General features: G+C 69.2%; 13 protein-coding genes. 5 read left to right on the top strand and 8 right to left on the bottom strand.

Features of this window, described 5'->3' with window-relative positions; translation table 11 throughout:
* Positions 1–143: 143 nt before the first annotated feature.
* The 5 genes from ACFV9G_RS10845 to ACFV9G_RS10865 are packed head-to-tail and all read right to left on the bottom strand — an operon-like array spanning position 144 to position 6543.
* The gene (locus ACFV9G_RS10845; RefSeq protein ID WP_378727466.1) at positions 144–521 is read right to left on the bottom strand and encodes a type II toxin-antitoxin system VapC family toxin; all 378 of its coding nucleotides are present in this window, start codon (positions 519–521) and stop codon (positions 144–146) included.
* The gene (locus ACFV9G_RS10850) at positions 518–775 is read right to left on the bottom strand and encodes a hypothetical protein (protein WP_378727468.1); all 258 of its coding nucleotides are present in this window, start codon (positions 773–775) and stop codon (positions 518–520) included. Before ACFV9G_RS10850 ends, ACFV9G_RS10845 begins: the two co-directional genes overlap by 4 nt.
* 49 nt (positions 776–824) lie before the next feature.
* Positions 825–2516, bottom strand: coding sequence for a serine/threonine-protein kinase (locus ACFV9G_RS10855; protein WP_378727469.1), 1692 nt, complete (start codon positions 2514–2516; stop codon positions 825–827).
* Positions 2517–2569: 53 nt separating this feature from the next.
* The gene (gene scpA / locus ACFV9G_RS10860) at positions 2570–4756 is read right to left on the bottom strand and encodes a methylmalonyl-CoA mutase (protein ID WP_378727470.1); all 2187 of its coding nucleotides are present in this window, start codon (positions 4754–4756) and stop codon (positions 2570–2572) included.
* The gene (locus ACFV9G_RS10865; protein WP_378727471.1) at positions 4753–6543 is read right to left on the bottom strand and encodes a methylmalonyl-CoA mutase family protein; all 1791 of its coding nucleotides are present in this window, start codon (positions 6541–6543) and stop codon (positions 4753–4755) included. Before ACFV9G_RS10865 ends, scpA begins: the two co-directional genes overlap by 4 nt.
* 89 nt (positions 6544–6632) lie before the next feature.
* On the opposite strand from ACFV9G_RS10865, the gene ACFV9G_RS10870 reads away from it, so the two are divergent.
* Positions 6633–7088, top strand: a complete 456-nt coding sequence (locus tag ACFV9G_RS10870; RefSeq protein WP_378727472.1) for a hypothetical protein — start codon at positions 6633–6635, stop codon at positions 7086–7088.
* Here the strand turns inward: ACFV9G_RS10870 and ACFV9G_RS10875 are convergent.
* The 3 genes from ACFV9G_RS10875 to ACFV9G_RS10885 are packed head-to-tail and all read right to left on the bottom strand — an operon-like array spanning position 7085 to position 10599.
* Entirely contained in the window at positions 7085–7438 is a 354-nt protein-coding gene (locus ACFV9G_RS10875) for a DUF1707 domain-containing protein (protein ID WP_378727473.1), read from the bottom strand. The two genes, ACFV9G_RS10870 and ACFV9G_RS10875, sit on opposite strands and share 4 nt — an antisense overlap.
* The gene (locus ACFV9G_RS10880) at positions 7435–8979 is read right to left on the bottom strand and encodes a sulfatase-like hydrolase/transferase (RefSeq protein ID WP_378727475.1); all 1545 of its coding nucleotides are present in this window, start codon (positions 8977–8979) and stop codon (positions 7435–7437) included. The genes ACFV9G_RS10875 and ACFV9G_RS10880 overlap by 4 nt, the downstream gene beginning before the upstream one ends.
* 48 nt (positions 8980–9027) lie before the next feature.
* Positions 9028–10599, bottom strand: coding sequence for a sulfatase-like hydrolase/transferase (locus ACFV9G_RS10885; RefSeq protein WP_378727476.1), 1572 nt, complete (start codon positions 10597–10599; stop codon positions 9028–9030).
* A gap of 104 nt (positions 10600–10703) precedes the next feature.
* Here ACFV9G_RS10885 and ACFV9G_RS10890 point away from each other — a divergent pair, with 104 nt between their 5' ends.
* From ACFV9G_RS10890 to ACFV9G_RS10905, 4 genes are all read left to right on the top strand, one after another.
* Entirely contained in the window at positions 10704–11807 is a 1104-nt protein-coding gene (locus ACFV9G_RS10890) for a glycosyltransferase (protein WP_378727478.1), read from the top strand.
* A gap of 108 nt (positions 11808–11915) precedes the next feature.
* A complete protein-coding gene (locus ACFV9G_RS10895; RefSeq protein WP_378727480.1) occupies positions 11916–12635 on the top strand; it encodes a succinate dehydrogenase cytochrome b subunit in 720 nt (239 codons plus the stop codon).
* A gap of 13 nt (positions 12636–12648) precedes the next feature.
* Complete coding sequence (locus ACFV9G_RS10900; protein WP_378727482.1) at positions 12649–14703, top strand: fumarate reductase/succinate dehydrogenase flavoprotein subunit; 2055 nt, start codon at positions 12649–12651, stop codon at positions 14701–14703.
* Positions 14700–15440 (top strand): succinate dehydrogenase/fumarate reductase iron-sulfur subunit, encoded by a 741-nt coding sequence (locus ACFV9G_RS10905; RefSeq protein ID WP_378727484.1) that lies wholly within the window; start codon positions 14700–14702, stop codon positions 15438–15440. The genes ACFV9G_RS10900 and ACFV9G_RS10905 overlap by 4 nt, the downstream gene beginning before the upstream one ends.
* Positions 15441–15559: the final 119 nt, after the last annotated feature.

Consider the following 15559-nt stretch of genomic DNA (forward strand, 5'->3'; position numbering starts at 1 on the left):
GAGCCCCGAGCGGTCCGACTCGACCAGCGAGCCTGGCGGGCGCCAGTCCACTCAACCAACGTGACCGAGATACGGTGGTTGTGAAGCTGAGAGTGACCCATAGACCACGCTCAGCTTCACAACCCCTTCGCTGCGCTGCTGAGTCACGGCAGAACGTGAAGCCCACGTCTTCGCGCGACGTCCCGAAGCCGCTCGTCGAAGCTCGCGAGCGACGCCGCATGCGCGGTGGCGGCCATGAGGACACAGCAATCCGGCATCTTGAGCGGCGTGGAGACTCGCATGTCGGCCAGCTCACGCGCTTCGTCGGGCACCCGTTCCAGTTCACCGATCCCGATCGCGGTGACCTTGTTGATGAGCTCCGCGGCCCGCCCCTCTCGGGTCGGCCGAACCAGCACTTCGGCAAGGGTCAACGTGTGGATCCGGTAACGCTCGGTCGTCGAGAGCACCTTCAACGCTTGGACGTGACGAACATCGGACTCGTCGAGGTACGCGATCAAGACGCTCGCGTCGAGAACGATCAAGCTGGCCAGTCCCCGCGCAGCTCGTCGAGGTAGCCCTCACCGAACTCGAAACCGCCGGCGTTGGCTTCGACCACGCGGCGCCGCGCTGCGAGCTGATCAGCCTCCTCTCGTTCGAGGACCTTCGCGCCCTCCTCGGCAAGGGCCGCGATCAGGGCACTACGAGACTTTCCGGGCCAACGACGTTCCGCCGCCTCGAGGGCAGCAGCCAGTTCGTCGGTCTCGGTCACCTGGTGACGCGGGCGAGAGGTGGGCATAACCGGAAGTGTACCACCTTGATCACCGGTGACACACCGATGTGAACCGTCAGCGGATCCGCGGCAGGACGTTGCGGACGGCGTCGGGCAGCCAGCTCGATCGGACGTCGTCCAGCGGGACCCACGAGACACCCACCTGCAGCACGTACCAGGCTACGGCAGCGGCGATGATCGCCAAGCCGACGACGGCCACGACCCATCGTTGGGACGGCGAAGAGGCGGCGCGGGCGACCGGGCCCACGATGTCGCGGACCCGCTGCGAGGCGAGCCAGGCGGCGGACATGAACGTCATCGCGGCGGCGTAGAGCACGGCAGCCAGCGGCACCCCGAGCGCCAGGAACCCCACGCCGACGGCGGCCGCGATCACGCCGGTCAGCACGGTCAGCGCTGCGGTTCCGGGAGTGGCGCGCACCAGGTCCCACGGCGAGCGGATGAGCGCCCACGGCCCGTCGTACCACTTCCGTCCACGCGCCTCGCGACGCTTCGCCAGGTGGTCCGAGGCGAGCGACGCGGCCCTCAGCAGCCAGACTCCGAGGCCGAGCAGGACCGCGCCCAGGAACGGGTACGCAGCGACGACCCCGGCGAGGATCGCGGCGAGCGCGATCAGGATCAGGAAGTGCATCGGACCCGGCCAGCGCTTGAGGTTGGCGTGCTTGCTGGGCGGGCTCCACCCGGGTTCGGGCGACGGAGCCGGTGGCGGCGGCTGCGGGTCGAACCGGCGCACCACCAGGGGCTCGGCCGGCGCGTCGGCGACGGTCACCGCCGTCGGCGGCACCTCCTCCACCTCCGTCATCGCATCGGACGCGGCGTCCGGATCGACCAGCGTCGGCTTCAGGTCGGAGCCCGCGGGCGCGGCGGCCAGCGGCAGCGTCACCGGCAGCACCTTCGTGACCGCCGAGGCCTCTCCTCCCGGCCACGGCACCTCGGGCTCCATCAGCCACTCCCGCAGCTCCTCCAGGCCCGGCCGGTCGGCGGGATCCGTCGCCAGCGCCGCCGTCAGGACCTCCCGCATCGAACCCTCGATGCCGTCGAGGTCGTGCTGGCCGCGGCGTACCCGGTCCAGGACGGCCATCGACGGCCCGGTCCCGAACGGAGGCCGGCCCAGCAGCGCGTAGGCGGTCGTCGCCGCCCACGAGTGCACGTCGCTGGCCGGCGTCGAGGGCGTCCCCTCCAGGATCTCCGGCGCCAGATAGCCCGGGGTGCCGACCAGCCAGCCGGTGAGCGTGATCTTGGGATCGTCGGCGACCCGGGCCAGCCCGAAGTCGATGAGCACCGGCGTACGCCCCTCCATCACGACGTTGGAAGGCTTCACGTCACGGTGCAGCACGCCGGCGTCGTGGCAGGCCGCGACACCGCCGGCCAGGCAGCGCGCCAGCCAGAACCGGTCCTCGCCGACGACGGGTCCGTCGTCCTTGATCCGGTCGTGCAGCGTCGGCCCGGGCACGTAGCGGGTCGCGACGTAGGGAAGGTCCGCGTAAGGGTCGGCATCGACGATCTCGGCGATCCACGGGCTGCGCACCTGCCGCAGCGACCGCACCTCGCGCTCCAGCCGGGTACGGGTCTCCTCGTCCCCCACGACATGCGTACGCAGCACCTTCAGCGCCACCCGCTCGCCGGTCTCCTCGTGGCGGGCCAGATGGACGACTCCCATGCCGCCCTCACCGAGCTTGGTGAGGAGCTCGTAGGCGCCGACCCTCACCAGCCCGTCCCCGGATGCCCGCCCGGGGCGTAGGTCCGTCACAGCTCTGAGGCTAGACGAGCCCGACGCCCCCGGCGAGGACATACCCGGGAGGGTCAGTGATCGAGCTGCTCCCGCAGGCGACCGAGGAGATCGATGGCGGAGTCGGCGATGACCGTGCCCGGCAGGAAGACCGCGGCGGCGCCCATCTGCTCGAGCGTGGCGACGTCGTCGGGCGGGATGACCCCGCCGATGACGATCATGATGTCCGGGCGCCCCTGCTCCTCCAGCGCCGCCTTCAGCGCGGGGAGCAGTGCGAGGTGACCGGCAGCCAGCGACGAGACCCCGACGATGTGTACGTCGGCGTCGACCGCCTGCTGCGCGACCTCCTCGGGCGTGGAGAACAGCGGGCCTACGTCGACGTCGAAGCCGAGGTCGGCGAAGGCCGAGACCACGACCTTCTGGCCACGGTCGTGGCCGTCCTGGCCCATCTTCGCGACCAGGATGCGCGGTCGGCGACCCTCGGCCTCCTCGAACTCCTTGGTCGCCTTCAGCACGTCGGCCACCTTCGAGTCGCCCGACGTCGTCGCCTCATCCCGATACACACCGGAGATGGTACGGATGACGGCCTGGTGCCGCCCCCAGGCCTTCTCCATCGCGTCGGAGATCTCGCCGACGGTCGCCTTGGCCCGGGCGGCGTCGACGGCCAGCGCGAGCAGGTTGCCCTCCAGGTTCGCCCCGGACTTCTCGGCGCCGGCGGAGTTCGTGATGGCCTCCAGGGCCCGGCGTACGTCCTCGTCGTCACGCTCCGCGCGCAGCCGCTCGAGCTTGGCGAGCTGCTGCTTGTAGACCTGGTCGTTGTCGACCTTGAGCACGTCGAGCGGGTCCTCGGAGGGGAGCCGGAAGGTGTTGACGCCGATCAGCTTCTGGGCACCGGAGTCGAGGCGCGCCTGCGTGCGGGCGGCCGCCTCCTCGATGCGCATCTTCGGGATGCCCTGCTCGATCGCCTTGGCCATCCCACCGGCCGCCTCGGCCTCCTGGATGTGGGCCCAGGCCCGCTCGGCGAGGTCGTGGGTGAGCTTCTCGACGTAGTAGGAGCCGCCCCACGGGTCGATGATCTCGGTCGTGCCGCTCTCCTGCTGCAGCAGCAGCTGGGTGTTGCGGGCGATGCGGGCCGAGAAGTCGGTCGGCAGCGCGATGGCTTCGTCCAACGCGTTCGTGTGCAGCGACTGGGTGTGGCCCTGGGTCGCGGCCATCGCCTCGATCGCGGTGCGGCCGACGTTGTTGAAGACGTCCTGGGCGGTCAGCGACCATCCGGAGGTCTGCGAGTGGGTCCGCAGCGACAGCGACTTGGGGTTGGACGGGTCGAACTGCGAGACCAGACGCGACCACAGGGCACGAGCCGCGCGCATCTTGGCGACCTCCATGAAGAAGTTCATCCCGATCGCCCAGAAGAAGCTGAGCCGCGGTGCGAACGCGTCGACGTCGAGGCCCGCAGCCAGACCGGTCCGCAGGTATTCGACGCCGTCGGCCAGCGTGTAGGCGAGCTCGAGATCGGCCGTCGCCCCGGCCTCCTGCATGTGGTAGCCGGAGATCGAGATCGAGTTGAACCGGGGCATCTTCGCGGCGGTGTAGGAGAAGATGTCGCCGATGATCCGCATCGACGCCGCCGGCGGGTAGATGTAGGTGTTGCGGACCATGAACTCCTTGAGGATGTCGTTCTGGATGGTCCCGGCGAGCTTCTCGGGCGCGACGCCCTGCTCCTCGGCCGCGGCGATGTAGAGCGCCAGCACCGGCAGCACCGCGCCGTTCATCGTCATCGAGACTGACATCTCGTCGAGCGGGATGCCGTCGAACAGCGTCCTGGTGTCGTAGATGGAGTCGATCGCGACGCCCGCCATGCCGACGTCCCCACGCACCCGCGGGTGGTCGGAGTCGTAGCCACGGTGGGTGGCCAGGTCGAAGGCGACGCTCAGGCCCTTCTGGCCCGCCGCCAGGTTGCGGCGGTAGAACGCGTTGGACTCCTCCGCGGTCGAGAACCCGGCGTACTGCCGGATCGTCCACGGCTGGGTCGTGTACATCGTCGGGTAGGGCCCACGCAGGAACGGGCTCAGCCCGGGGAAGGTGTCGAGCGCGTCGAGACCCTGGAGATCCGCAGGGCCGTACGCCGGCTGGATCTCGATGCCCTCGGGGCTCAGCCACGGCGTGCCCCCGCTGGTTGAGCCGCGAGCGCCAGCGAGCGTGTCGAAACCAACACGGTCACTCTGCAGCGGCAGCCCCTTGAACGAGCCGGGAATCGTCATGAGAGCTTCTCCCTCGTAGCGGTCAGGAAGGCGAGTGCGTCGACACCCATCGAGGCGGCGTCGTCCACCTCGGCGTCGACGGCGTCGGGCTTCCCGGCGATGATCACGTGCGTGGCGCCGGCCTCGCGGAGGGCCGCGACCGCGGCCGAACCCCACGCGGCGTACGTCTTGTCGGACCCGGCCAGGCAGACGACCGGTGGCGTGCCGGCCGCACGATACCTTCCGGCCAGCTCCTCGGCGTCCGCGGTCGCACCCGCGACCTCGACGCCGATGCCGCCGGCGGCGAGCAGGTTGGTCGCGAAGGTCGCCCGGGCGGTGTGCTGGGCGACCGTGCCGAGGGTGGCGAGGAAGACCTTGGCGGTGGCCGGGGTGTCACGCAGGGCCTCGAAGGAGGCGCCGTAGCGCACGACCCGCTCGTTGAGCGGATCGTTCGGCCGCGAGGGCAGGGTCTCGGCGAGGTTGGGGAACTCGGTGAGCCCGGTGATCGGCCGCTTGCGCCGCGCGATCGCCTTCTCGCGCGCGGCGGAGACCGCGGCGATCCGGTCGCGGAAGGGCGAGAAGTCGTGGCCTCCGACGGCGTTGGCCCCGGTCCATTCCTCCTCGAGCTGGATGAACGCCTCCCAGCCGGCGGCGGCCATGTCGGCGGTCAGCTGCTCGACGGCGAAGGAGCCACCGGCGGGGTCCGCGACGGCCGCGACGTGGGACTCGTCGATCAGCAGGTGGGACACGTTGCGGGCGATCCTTCGCCCGAACCCGTCAGGGACGCCGTTGGCGGAGTCGAACGGCAGCACGGTCACCGCGTCGGCCCCGCCGACGCCGGCCGCGAAGGCGGCGACGGTGCCGCGCAGCATGTTCACGTAGGGGTCGTACTTCGACAGCATCGGCCGCGAGCTCACCGCGTGGATGCGCATCTCGACGCCCTCGGCCCCGGAGAGCTCGAGGACCCGGGCCCACAGCTGGCGGGCGGCCCGCAGCTTGGCGATGGTCGGGAACTGCTCGTCGGTGGCGGCGTAGCGGAACTCGATCAGCGCCGCCGCCACGGCGGGCGAGAAGCCGGCCTCGGTCAGTGCGCGCAGGTAGGCGACGCCGACCGCGATCGACCAGCCGAGCTCCTGGACGTCGGACGCACCCAGATCGTGCGCAGCCGTGGCGTCGACCACGATCGCGCGCACCCCGATCCCCTGCGCGAGACGGGCGAGGTCGACCAGCTCGGCGAACGCCTCGTCGGGTGCCAGCGGCAGGTCGCGCAGCAGCGCGCCCATCGGGTCGGCACCCAGGTTGGTCGCGGCGTGCAGCCCGGCGCCACGCTCGGCGATCAGCGCGAGCAGGTTCTGGGCGACCTTGACCGCACCGATCGGCGCGTCGAGCACGATCGGTGCCAGGTCGAGGAGCACCTTGTCCAGGAGCACCGCGAGGTCGGTCGTCTCGTCGGCGGCCACCCACAGCGAGGAGACCCCGCCGTCCAGGTCGACCAGTGCGGCCTCGTTGGCCGCCTTGGCGTCCACCCCGGAGAGACCGGAGACGAGAGAGCGGATGTCCCAGGCGCCGGCGCGCGTGGGACGGGCCGCTTCGTCGTAGGACTCCCCGGGAAGGCCCAGCGGGGCGATCCGGAGTCCGTCGAGAGAGGTGCGGGTCAGCTTGTCCCAGACGAGCGAGTCGGCGTCGTCGGCGCTTAGCCGACCGCCCTTCCGGAGGACGGCAGCAGTCGCCGCCTCCCACTCTGCCTGGGAATGGGCATCCGCCGGCTGGGCAAGGCGCAACGAGTCGTCGCGAGCGGCGTCGTTCATAAATCGAACCTTAGGCCGATGAAGTGGCGGTGACCACAAAGTGTGAGGTTTACAACCGCTAACTGAGACGCGCCGTTAGGTTGACCGCCGTGAAGGTACGCACTCCAGGCGGGCAGGCCCATCGCGTCACCCGTCGCTGGGTCCCGTGGCAGCGGAAGTCTCGTCGGTTGAGTCTCGACGGGCTCGAGGTCCCGATCGACGCGCCGGGCGGCGACGACCCGATCAGCGCGATCCTCATGGTGCTCTGGCTCGTCATCGCACTGCCGATCATCGGCTTGGCCGTCGTCGTCATGCTCCTGACCAGCATCGAGCTCATCCTCCTGCTCGCGATCCTTCCTTTCGCCATCGGCGCCCGGGTCGTCTTCGGCCGCCACTGGACCGTCGAGGTACGCCGCGGCTTCACACCCATCCACGAGGAGCGCGCGGGCAGCTGGACCGCCAGCGGCGTACGCATCAAGGAGCTGGCGCGCGAGATCGAGTCGGGCAACGTCCCGGCCGACACCCTCGCCAAGCAGTCGGCCAAGCAGTCGGCCGAGCAGTCCTAGTCGCGCCAGAGGCGCAGCAGCGGCAGCCCGGTGTAGACGAGCACCCACACCGGCCAGAAGAACCCCCGCCCGGTGACGTGCCAGGCCACCACCGCGATCGCACCACAGAGCAGGAACACCAGAACATCCCGTACGAAGCCCCGGCCCGCACCGGGCGAGGAGACGGGTTCCTCCTCCCCCAGGTCGTCGACCACCGCGGCGAGGTCGGCGGCCATCGCCGCGCCCCACACCGCCTCGGCACGCGACTCCAGCTCGGGCGCGTCGATCCTCCCCGCGGCGTACGCCTCGACGAGCCGCGCCCGCGCGGCCTCGCGCTCCAGGTCGCCGACCCTGGTCACAGCACTCGTCACAGCCCCTCCAGGTCGAGAGCGCGACCGGCGGCGTACAGGTCCTTCGGGCAGGTCGAGGCGGCGCAGTCCTGATAGCGATCGGCGAGCCGCTCGAGCGCCTTGACGGTCTCCGCGACCGACGGGTCGGCGGCGAGGTTGTGCTGCTCGTAGGGGTCCGAGGAGCGGTCGTAGACCTCGACCTGGCCGGTGTGCAGGCGGGCGTAGGTCCAGGAGCCGACCCGGACCCCGGACCACAGCTGCCTGCTCCCGTCGGTGACCCGCCAGCCCGCGACCGGGATCGCGCGGACCTGCTCGGGCGCGCTCAGCCACGGCATGATGTCGATCCCGTCCAACGGACCGGGAGCGCGCGCACCGGCCGCCGCCAGCAGCGTCGCGGCGATGTCCGGGTTGGTGACCGGGGTCCGGACCGTCCGCCCGCGCGGCACTCCGGGTCCGCTCATCAGCACCGGGATCCGCAGCGACTCGTCGTAGTGCCACAGCTTGCCGTTGAGGTTGTGATAGCCGTTGGAGAAGCCGTTGTCAGAGGTGAACACGACCAGCGTCCGCTTCAGCTCACCGCTCTTCTTCAGCCCGCTCAGGAGCGAAGCGATGTTGCGATCCAGGCTGCGAATGGCCTCGAGCCGGCGCTGGTAGGCGATCCGGAGGGCGTCCTTCTTCCGCGGGTTGAACTTCCCGCGCCCCGGCGAGCCCTTCGCATACCCGGAGGTGTCCTCGGGAAAGAGGTTGGGCCGCGCCGGGATCCGCACGTTGTCGTAGTAGCCGCGGTCCTGGGTGTCCGGCACGGTCACCGACAGCGCGGCGTCGGTGCCGGGGTAGACCTTCTTCGGGTCATCGGGCCCCGAGGGCCCGCCGTGGTGCGGAGCGACGTAGTTGACCCAGGTGAACCAGGGCTTCCCCGACCCCCGCTCGGCCGCGATCCCCGCCTTCGCGTGGTCGGTGATGACGGTCGAGGAGTAGCCCTTCGACTTGATGATCTCGCCGTTGACGTTGAACTTCGGCGAGCGGAAGTTGTAGGTCGACGGGTCGACGGTCGCGCGCCACTGGTCCCAGCCGGGCGGCACGTCGCCGCGGCTCGAACCCTCGCCGTAGCCGTTGAGGTACTTGCCCGCCAGGATCGTCGAGTAGCCCGCGTCCTGCAGCGACGTCGCGACCGTCGAGGAGTCGTCGAAGGCCTGATACCCGCCGTAGGGACCCTCGATCGTGCGCGCACCGTGGTTGTGGGCGTACTGACCGGTCAGCAGCGACGCCCGCGCCGGCACACAGATCGGCGTCGGCGCGATCCCCTCGGAGAAGGAGACCCCGGCCCGCTCCACCAGCTTCCGCACCTGCGGGAGGTACTCCATGTCGAGGTAGGAGAGGTCGTCGACGGTCACCATCAGCAGGTTCGGCTTCTCCGCGGGCCGCTCCAGCACAGGCGTACGCGTCGGGGCCGCCGCCACGGCGGCCGGCTCGTGGACGAGGCCGGTCACCGCGAGGGCGCTCATCGCCATCGTCGCCACAGCAGCACGCTTGCGACGGGTGAACAGGTTGCCTACCGGCATGACCAAACACTCCCAAGTAATAAGAGTTATTTAGTCTACTTTAACCCGTTAGATGCCTGTCAGATCAAGCGGTCCATCCGCGGCGTACATCTTCTTGGGGCACTCGTCGCCGGCGCAGTCGCGATACTTCTCGGTCAGAGCGGCCAACCGCGAGACCGTCTCGGCGTGGCCCGGGTCGTCGGCGAGATTCGTCATCTCGTACGGATCGTTGGTGCGGTCGTAGAGCTCGACCCCACCGTTCTCGAGCTCGACATAGGTCCACCGCCCCACGCGCACGCCGGACCAGAGCCGCGAGGTCCCGTCGGTGGTCGGCCACGCCTCGATCGGGACGACGCGGGTCTGCTCGGGCGCGCGCAGCCACGGCATGATGTCGATGCCGTCGGGCTCGTGCGGGTCACCCGCACCGGCCGCCGCGAGCAGCGTCGTGGCGATGTCCGGGTTGGTCAGCGTGGTCCCGACCTCACGCCCCTTGGGTACGCCGGGTCCGCTCATCAGCACGGGGATCCGCAGCGACTCCTCGTAGTACCAGAGCTTGCCGTTGAAGTTGTGGTAGCCGCTGGAGAAGCCGTTGTCGGAGGTGAACACGACCAGCGTGCGCGCCAGGTCGCCACTCTTCTTCAGCCCGCCGAGCAGGGAGGCGATGTTGCGGTCCAGGCTGCGCGCCGACTCGATCCGCCGCTGGTAGGAGAGCCGGTAGGCGTCCTTCTCGATCTGCGAGGGGTTCTTCCGCGACGGCGACCCCTTCGGGAACTTCTTGCGCGCTTCCGGAAACAGGTTGGGCTGCTGCGGGATCGGCTTGTCGGCGTACGCGTCCCGGTCCTGCTTGTCCGGCACCGGTACGCCGATCGCACCCTTGGTGCCCGGGAAGCGCTGCTTGGGGTCGCCCTTCTCCGTCGGGCCGCCGATGTGCGGCGCCACGTAGTTGACCCACTGGAACCACGGCTTCTCCGCGGCCTTCTTCCTGGCGTCCTTCAGCGCCGCCTGCGCCTGCTGGGTGATGACGGTGGTCGAGTAGCCCTTCGGCTTCACCAGGCGTCCGTTGACGTTGAACTTGGCGCCCAGGTAGTTGTAGGTCGAGGGGTCGACGGTCGCGCGCCACTCGTCCCACCCCGGAGGCAGGTCGCGCTCGCTCCCCGCCTCGCCGTACTCGTTGAGGTACTTTCCGGTGAACACGGTCGAATAGCCGGCCTCCTGCAACGAGGTGGCCAGGGTCGCGGAGTCGTCGAAGGACGGATAGCCGCCCTCGGGACCGTGGATGGTGTGGGCACCGTGGTTGTGGGCGTACTGCCCCGAGAGCAGCGAGGCGCGGGCAGGCACGCAGATCGGCGTCGGCGCGACCGCGTCGGTGAAGGTCACCCCGCTCTCGCCGACCAGCTTCTGCACGCTCGGCAGGTAGTCCATGTCGAGGGAGGAGAGGTCATCGACCGTGATCATCAGCAGGTTGGGCTTCTCGACCGGCATCTCGAAGGCCGGCGTCGCGGTCGAGGGCTGCTCAGAGACGTGCTCGGCAGACGGCTGCTGGGTCGGCGCCCGGCCACAGCCCGCCATTCCGACGCCACCCACGACCGCCGCCATCGCGAGTGCTGCCGAAAGCGTCCAGACCCGTCTGGGTACCGCCACTGATTGTCCTCATCACGCTGGTCGTCTACTGGTCGTGCCGATGGTTCATCCCAGGTCAACGCACATGTCGTGCTCTCGCCATCCCCGGGCAGGACGCTGGTCCTATGAAGATGGCGCTGGTCACCGAGAGCTTCTTTCCTACCATCGATGGTGTCACAACCACGGTGAAGGCCATCGCCGACCGCATGATCGAGTCGGGCCACGAGGTTCGGTTCATCGCACCCGGCCCCGGACTCCCCGTCTACCGCAACAGCAGGGTCGTCCGCGTCTCGCCGATCGCCAAGACCGGCCGCCAGGTGCGCAGTGCCCTGGAGGCCTTCGAGCCGGACGTCGTGGTCACCTTCGATCCGGGCCGGCTGGGCCGCAAGGCGCTCTCGTCTCCGACGGCGGCCACGGCGACCACCGTGGTCGTCCAGCAGTCCCCGCTCTCCCCGAAGGCGGCGCTCACCTGGAGCACCTCGATCGCCGCGCACGCCGATGAGATCTTTGTCACAAGCGAGTTCCTGCGCCGCATGCTTGCGGCGATCGACGTCGCCGACGAGGTGTGGGAGCCGGGGGTCGACACGGCCGCGTTCTCGCCCAGTCTGCGCGACGACTGGCTCCATCGCCGCTGGTCCAGGTCGAAGTCGCGCCCGACACCTCTGGTCGTGGTCGGCTACGCGGGCAACCTCGCCAAGAGCCATGGCGTACGCCGCCTCGCCGAGCTCACGGTGGTGCCCGGGATCCGCCTCGTCATCATCGGCGACGGGCCCCAGCGCGGCTGGCTCAAGCAGCGGATCCCGCAGGCGAAGCTGACCGGCCCGCTCGGCACCGGCGACCTGGCCATCGCCCTGGCCTCGCTCGACGTTCTCGTCCACCCCGGCGAGGAGGAGGGATGTGGCCACATCCTGCGTGAGGCCGCGGCCAGCGCCCTCCCGGTGGTCGCCCCGCGGGCCGGCGCGGCGGCCGAGATCGTCCAGCACATGGAGACCGGGGTGCTCTACAACCCGGCCCGCGTCCGCGAGCTCGCGGACGCGGTCGCCTCGGTCGTCTCGGACCCCCGGCGGCACCTGCTCGGCGACCGCGGTCGGGAGCTGGTCGCGACGCGGCCGTGGACCGATGCGGCCGACGAGCTGCTGGCCCGTCTGGTCGCGCTGCGCGAGGTCCGGTCCTCACAATCTCACGCTGTCACCACGGAGAATGCGCACCCTGCTGTTAGGCTTGCCTAACCCGTTGCCAAGATACTGATCAGTAACCCCACCCGCCCGCGCAGCGACGAAAATGTCACATACTCCCTGCGTACAAGTTCGGGTATGAGGGGTAGTAGCGTGCGTGCCGTGGCAACCACGACTCTGATCAAAGGCGCGCGGTCGACGCGCTCGACGATCGCCCTGAAGCTCCTTATGGCGGCCAGCGGCATCGTCTTCATCCTGTTTGTGCTCCTGCACATGTACGGCAACCTCAAAGCCTTCAGCGGCGAGCTGGCCTACAACGAGTATGCCGAGCACCTGCGTACGTTCGGGGAGCCGATGCTGCCGTACGGCGGCCTCCTCTGGATCCTGCGAGTGGTGCTCCTGGCGTCGCTGGTGGCTCACGTCGGCTCGGCGGTGGCGCTCTCGATGCGCGCTCACGCGCAGCGCCCGGTGAAGTACGCGGTGAAGAAGAACAAGGCTTCGTCGCTCTCCTCGCGCACCATGCGCTGGGGCGGCGTGGCCCTGCTCCTCTTCGTCGTCTGGCACCTGCTCCAGTTCACCATCGTCAAGATCAACGTGGGCGAGGGCGGACAGGCTGCGGGCATCACCGAGAACCCGTACCGGCTGTTGACCGCGGCGTTCCAGCCGGAGCAGTGGTGGATGGTCCTCATCTACCTGTTCGCCATGCTCGCGCTCGCGTTCCACCTGCACCACGGCACCTTCAGCGCCATCCAGACGCTCGGGTTCACCAACTCCGCTGAGTCGCGTGCCAGGGCCCGCGTCGCCGGCTGGGTCGTCGCGATCGTGATCGCCGGCGGCTTCTCGCTGGTCCCCCTGTTCACCGTCTTCGGCGTCATCTCGTAAGGACATCTGACACATGGCTGCTGGAACCCACTACCTGCCCGGCCTCACCCCGACCAACGAGGCCTCGGTCCAGAAATCCGACGACGCAGCGGGCTACTACGTCCTCGGCGACAAGCTGGTCGACCCGAAGACGCCCACCGGGCCGATCGCGGACCGCTGGACCACCCGCAAGTTCGAGAACCGTCTGGTCAACCCGGCCAACCGACGCAAGCTCGACGTCATCATCGTCGGCACCGGCCTGGCCGGTGGCGCCGCGGCTGCCACCCTCGGCGAAGCCGGCTACAACGTGAAGTCCTTCTGCTACCAGGACTCCCCGCGTCGTGCCCACTCGATCGCCGCCCAGGGCGGCATCAACGCCTCCAAGAACTACAAGTCCGACGGCGACTCCGACTACCGGCTCTTCTACGACACGGTCAAGGGCGGCGACTACCGCTCGCGCGAGTCGAACGTCTACCGCCTCGCCGAGGTCTCGACCAACATCATCGACCAGTGCGTGGCGCAGGGCGTTCCCTTCGCCCGCGAGTACGGCGGCCTGCTGGACAACCGCTCCTTCGGTGGCGTCCAGGTGTCGCGTACGTTCTACGCCCGCGGCCAGACGGGGCAGCAGCTCCTCATCGGCGCCTACCAGGCCATGGAGCGTCAGGTGGCCGCCGGCACCGTCGAGCAGTTCACCCGGCACGAGATGCTCGACGTGATCATCGTCGACGAGCGTGCCCGCGGCATCGTGGCCCGCAACATGGTCACCGGCGAGATCGAGACCCACCTGGCCGACGCGGTCGTGCTCGCCACCGGCGGCTACGGCAACGTCTTCTACCTCTCGACCAACGCGATGGGGTCGAACGTGATGGCCGCCTGGCGTGCGCACCGCAAGGGCGCGTACATGGCCAACCCCTGCTACACGCAGATCCACCCGACCTGCATCCCGGTGACCGGCGCGCACCAGTCGAAGCTGACCCTGATGTCGGAGTCGCTGCGTAACGACGGCCGCATCTGGGTGCCGAAGAACGCCGAGGACTGCACCAAGGACCCGCGTGAGATCCCGGAGGAGGACCGCGACTACTTCCTGGAGCGGATCTACCCGGCATTCGGCAACCTGGTCCCCCGCGACATCGCCTCGCGTGCCGCGAAGTACATGTGCGACGAGGGCCGCGGGGTCGGGCCGGAGGTCGACGAGACCCAGGCCGACGGCACGGTGAAGAAGTTCCGCCGCGGCGTCTACCTCGACCTCGGTGCCGCGATCGAGCGCCTCGGCAAGGACAAGATCGAGGAGAAGTACGACAACCTCCTCGACATGTACGAGCGGATCACGGGCGAGAACCCCTACGAGCTGCCGATGCGGATCTACCCGGCGGTGCACTACGTCATGGGCGGCCTCTGGGTCGACTACGAGCTCCAGACCAGCATCACCGGTCTGTTCTGCACCGGCGAGGCGAACTTCTCCGACCACGGTGCGAACCGCCTCGGCGCCTCGGCGCTGATGCAGGGTCTCGCCGATGGCTACTTCGTGCTGCCGAACACCATCACCGACTACCTCGCCGACGGGCCGTTCGACAAGATCGACGAGTCCCACCCGGCCGTGGTCGAGGCTCTCGAAGGGGTCACCTCCCGGGTCGAGAAGCTGATGAACATCAACGGCGAGCGCTCCGTGGAGTCCATCCACAAGGAGCTCGGTCAGATCATGTGGGAATACTGCGGGATGGACCGTCGCGAGGAGGGCCTCAAGAAGGCCATCGGCCTGATCCGCGAGCTCAAGAAGGAGTTCTGGACCAACGTCAAGGTCCTCGGCTCCGCCGAGTCGCTCAACCAGGACCTGGAGAAGGCCAACCGCGTCGCCGACTTCATCGAGCTCGGTGAGCTCATGTGCATCGACGCGCTCAACCGCCGCGAGTCCTGCGGCGGCCACTTCCGTGGCGAGTCCCAGACCGACGAGGGCGAGGCGCTGCGTCACGACGACGAGTTCGCCTACGTCGCGGCCTGGGAGTTCGGTGGCGAGGACGGCGCCCCGGTGCTCCACAAGGAAGACCTGATCTACACCGCCATCGAGATGAAGCAGAGGTCCTACAAGTGAAGCTGACGCTGAAGATCTGGCGGCAGGCCGACGCCTCCGACAAGGGTGCGCTCAAGACGTACGAGCTGGACGGGGTGTCCTCGGACATGTCGTTCCTCGAGATGCTCGACCTGCTCAACGAGCAGCTCCTGCACAACGACGAGGAGCCGGTCGCGTTCGACTCCGACTGTCGCGAGGGCATCTGCGGCATGTGTTCGCTGATGATCAACGGCGAGGCACACGGCCCGGAGGTCACCACGACCTGCCAGCTGCACATGCGCTCGTTCAACGACGGTGACACCATCACCATCGAGCCGTGGCGCGCCTCGTCGTTCCCGATCGTCAAGGACCTGATCGTCGACCGCTCCGCGTTCGACCGGATCATCCAGAACGGCGGCTACATCTCGGCCAACACCGGCTCGGCCCCCGAGGCCAACTCGGTGCCGGCCCCGCGCGACAAGGCCATGCGGGCGTTCAACACCGCCACCTGCATCGGCTGCGGCGCCTGCGTCGCCGCCTGCCCGAACGGCTCCGCGTCGCTGTTCCTCGGCGCGAAGATCACACACCTCGGTGAGCTGCCGCAGGGCCAGCCGGAGCGCTACTCCCGCGTGCAGTCCATGGTCGGCCAGCACGACGCCGAGGGCTTCGGTGGCTGCACCAACATCGGTGAGTGCGCCGCCGCCTGCCCCAAGGAGATCCCGCTCGACGTGATCTCCCAGCTCAACAAGGACCTGCGCAAGTCGCTGATCCTCGGCTGACCGTCTGGTCTCCGAACACCAGAAGGGCCGCTCTCCTGTTCGGGAGAGCGGCCCTTCGGCATCCGGCCGGGCGCCGGTACGACGGGACGTCCCTGTCCGTTACCGGGGAGTAGAACGAC

Source organism: Nocardioides sp. NPDC059952, from assembly GCF_042730435.1.
In the GTDB taxonomy this organism is placed as follows: Bacteria; Actinomycetota; Actinomycetes; order Propionibacteriales; family Nocardioidaceae; genus Nocardioides.

What these genes read in the sequence shown, in the direction of transcription:
- ACFV9G_RS10850 (WP_378727468.1), bottom strand. Translation starts at nt 775, where the DNA reads ATGCCCACCTCTCGCCCGCGTCACCAGGTGACCGAGACCGACGAACTG.
- scpA (WP_378727470.1), bottom strand. Translation starts at nt 4,756, where the DNA reads ATGACGATTCCCGGCTCGTTCAAGGGGCTGCCGCTGCAGAGTGACCGT.
- ACFV9G_RS10865 (WP_378727471.1), bottom strand. Translation starts at nt 6,543, where the DNA reads ATGAACGACGCCGCTCGCGACGACTCGTTGCGCCTTGCCCAGCCGGCG.
- ACFV9G_RS10880 (WP_378727475.1), bottom strand. Translation starts at nt 8,979, where the DNA reads ATGCCGGTAGGCAACCTGTTCACCCGTCGCAAGCGTGCTGCTGTGGCG.
- ACFV9G_RS10890 (WP_378727478.1), top strand. Translation starts at nt 10,704, where the DNA reads ATGAAGATGGCGCTGGTCACCGAGAGCTTCTTTCCTACCATCGATGGT.
- ACFV9G_RS10900 (WP_378727482.1), top strand. Translation starts at nt 12,649, where the DNA reads ATGGCTGCTGGAACCCACTACCTGCCCGGCCTCACCCCGACCAACGAG.